Source organism: Acidovorax sp. KNOB132 (assembly GCF_057541515.1).
On record NZ_BAAJYT010000338.1, the window covers coordinates 1 to 3256 of the forward strand.

Genomic DNA, 3256 nt, shown 5'->3' on the forward strand with positions numbered 1-3256 from the left:
CTGTGGCGCGCGTGCCGTGGCGCGCGGCCGCGCCGCATCGCGCTGCACCTGGTGGCCGGGGCGCTCATGAGCGGCCTGTACGTGGGTCCGAGCTGGTGGGCCATGGCGCAGGGCCTGCCCTCGGGCGTGATGGCGCTGATCGGTGCGCTGCAGCCGCTGTTCACCGCGCTCATCGCCGTCACGCTGCTGGGTGGGCGCCTGCGGGCCGCCACCTGGGCGGGCCTCGCGCTGGGCTTCAGCGGCGTGGCGATGGTGCTGTGGCCGCGGCTGGCGGTCAGTGCCGGGGCGGCCGGGCTGACGCTGCCCGTGCTGCTCGCGGCGGCCGGGAGCATCCTGGCGCTCACGGTGGGATCGATGGTGCAGAAGTCGCCGCTGGCCGCTGGCGACCTGCGCAGTGCCAGCGCGGTGCAGAACGTGGGGGCCGTCATGGTGCTGGTGTTCATGGCGCTGGTCTTTGGCGAGCCGCGCTGGGACGGCTCGCCGCTGCTGTGGGGCTACCTGGCCTATGCCGTGCTGGTGCTGTCCATCGGCGGCGCAACGCTGCTGATCTGGCTCATGCGCCACGGCGAGGCCACGCGCACCGCGGCGCTGGTGCTGGCCGTGCCGCCGCTGTCGGCGTTGCAGGCGTGGTGGATCTTCGGCGAGACGCTCACCGGCCTGCAGATCGTGGGCTTCGTCGTCGCCATCCTGGGCGTGGCGCTGGCGCGCCGATAGGCCACCCGGCGAGGCAGGGGTGGGGCAGGGGCCGGGCATGGGCCGCGCGTGCGGCCCGTCAAAAAATCTCAGGGGCCGGGGAAAAGTCTTCAGCACCCGTCCGGCGGGGCCGCCGCTACGATGCCCGTGCGCCGCGCTGTCCCTTCGCCGTGGAGGGGCGTGGCCTTCCCCGTCCCATAAAAACACCCAGGAGCGTTTCCCTTGGCCGACCTGTCCAAAATCACCTGCATCGAAGACCTGCGCGTCGTCGCCAAGCGCCGCGTGCCGCGCATGTTCTACGACTACGCCGATTCGGGCTCCTACACCGAGAGCACCTACCGCGCCAACAGCGAAGACTTCCAGCGCATCAAGCTGCGCCAGCGCGTGGCGGTCAACATGGAAGGCCGCACCACGCGCACGCGGATGGTGGGGCAGGAGACGGCCATGCCCGTGGCGATCGCGCCCACGGGGCTCACGGGCATGCAGCATGCCGACGGCGAGATCCTGGGCGCGCGCGCGGCCAAGGCGTTCGGCGTGCCGTTCACGCTGTCCACCATGAGCATCTGCTCGCTGGAGGACGTGTCCCAGCACGCCGGGCCGGGCTTCTGGTTCCAGGTGTACGTGATGCGCGACCGCGATTTCATCGAGCGCCTGATCGACCGCGCCAAGGCGGCGGGCGTGTCGGCGCTGCAGCTCACGCTGGACCTGCAGATCCTCGGCCAGCGGCACAAGGACATCAAGAACGGCCTGTCCACGCCGCCCAAGCCCACGGTGGCGAACCTGCTCAACCTGGCGACCAAGCCGCGCTGGTGCCTGGGCATGCTGGGCACGCAGCGGCGCAGCTTCGGCAACATCGTGGGCCATGCCAAGGGCGTGGGCGATCTGTCGTCGCTGTCGTCGTGGACGGCCGAGCAGTTCGATCCGCAGCTCAACTGGCGCGACGTGGAGTGGATCAAGAAGCGCTGGGGCGGCAAGCTCATCCTCAAAGGGATCATGGACGCCGAGGACGCCCGCCTGGCCGTCGCCAGCGGTGCCGATGCGCTGATCGTCAGCAACCACGGCGGCCGCCAGTTGGACGGCGCGCCCTCGTCGATCCACGCGCTGCCGGCCATCGTCGAGGCGGTGGGCCAGGAGATCGAGGTGTGGATGGACGGCGGCATCCGCGGCGGGCAGGACGTGCTGAAAGCCTGGGCGCTGGGCGCGCGCGGCACGCTCATCGGGCGCAGTTTCCTGTACGGGCTGGGTGCGTTCGGCGAGGCCGGGGTGACCCGCGCGCTGCAGATCATCCAGAAGGAACTGGACGTGACCATGGCCTTTTGCGGCCACACGGACATCCACCGCGTGGACCGCTCGATCCTGCTGCCGGGCACCTATCCGGTGTGAGGCGCGCGGCGGGCCGCTGCCTGCCGCAGGGGCTCGCCAGTGGCGTTTGGAGCGAAAAAGGGCTCCAGCACATGTTTTACTAAGGCGTATTGCTATAAAAAATATAGCTATATGCCCCCTTGCGCCGGCGGGCGCTCGCCGGCCTCTCTGGTTTTTTTTGTGCCGGCACACCGGCGTTTTCGCGGCGGGCGGGGCGCCCAGTAAGTCGCCGGTAATGCGGGGGCGCCGAACATCGGTTTTCCAGCAACCCTGTTCCCGCCCATGACCCTCTTTCTCACGCCCCTCAAGAAATGCCCCCGCGCCTGCCTGGGCGCCGCCACCGCCACCCTGTGCCTCCTGGCCGCGACGCAAGCCGCCGCACAGGAGCGGTCTACCGACGCCGCATCCGCCGCCGGTGCGCCGGACGCTGCGTCCAGCTGGGGCATCGGCATCGGTGCCTCGGCCGTGCGGCGCTACGCGGGGGCGGAGAGCAAGAACATCGCCGTGCCGCTGCTGTTCTACGAGAGCCGCTGGCTTCGCGTCAGCGGCGCCACGGCCGACGTCAAGCTGCTGCAAAAGGAGTTCGGCCCCCAGAGCAGCATTGGCCTGACGGGGCGCCTCAAGTACGAGGATGGCGGTTACGAGGCCGGCGATTCGCCCCGGCTCGCCGGCATGGCCGACCGCGATGGCAGTGTGTGGGGCGGCGCGGCCGTCACCTGGAACACCGGTTTCGCCCGCGTTTCGGGCGAGTGGCTGTCCGACCTGTCCAGCAAAAGCAAGGGCCAGAAACTGCAGCTGCAGGTGGATCGGCGGTTCGGATTCGGCAGCTTCGGGCTGACGCCCCGGGTGCAGGCGCAGTGGCTCGACGAAAAATACGTGGACTACTACTTCGGCGTGCGGCCCAACGAGGCGCAGCCCGGCCGCGCGCAGTACACCGGCAAGGCAGCCACCACGATGGAACTGGGACTGCGGCTGGACTACGCGATCCGGCCCCGGCAGATGGTGTTCCTCGACGTCAGCGCGACGAGCCTGCCCGACGAGATCAAGAACAGTCCCATCGTGGGGCGCTCGAGCATGTCGCGCGCCACCGTCGGCTACATCCACCGGTTCTGAGATGCGTGGCGCTGCGCGCATTCCCGGCGGGCCCGTGCCGGGCGGGCCGGCCTTCGGGCCGGGCAGCGGCCTGCCCTGGGGGGCGATC

Annotated in this window: 3 protein-coding genes; all 3 read left to right on the forward strand. The window is 70.2% G+C overall.

What is annotated here, in order from left to right:
* On the forward strand, positions 1–714 hold a 714-nt coding region (locus AC27IO_RS22080), incomplete at its 5' end, for a DMT family transporter (protein WP_498740769.1).
* Between the two features lie 201 nt (positions 715–915).
* Positions 916–2076: an alpha-hydroxy acid oxidase gene (locus AC27IO_RS22085; protein WP_284408453.1), complete on the forward strand. Its 1161-nt coding sequence runs from the start codon at positions 916–918 to the stop codon at positions 2074–2076.
* Between the two features lie 261 nt (positions 2077–2337).
* Positions 2338–3168: a MipA/OmpV family protein gene (locus AC27IO_RS22090; protein ID WP_498740771.1), complete on the forward strand. Its 831-nt coding sequence runs from the start codon at positions 2338–2340 to the stop codon at positions 3166–3168.
* Positions 3169–3256 lie beyond the last annotated feature (88 nt).

Coding starts and splice junctions, on each gene's coding strand:
- AC27IO_RS22090 (WP_498740771.1), top strand. CDS start 2,338: ATGACCCTCTTTCTCACGCCCCTCAAGAAATGCCCCCGCGCCTGCCTG.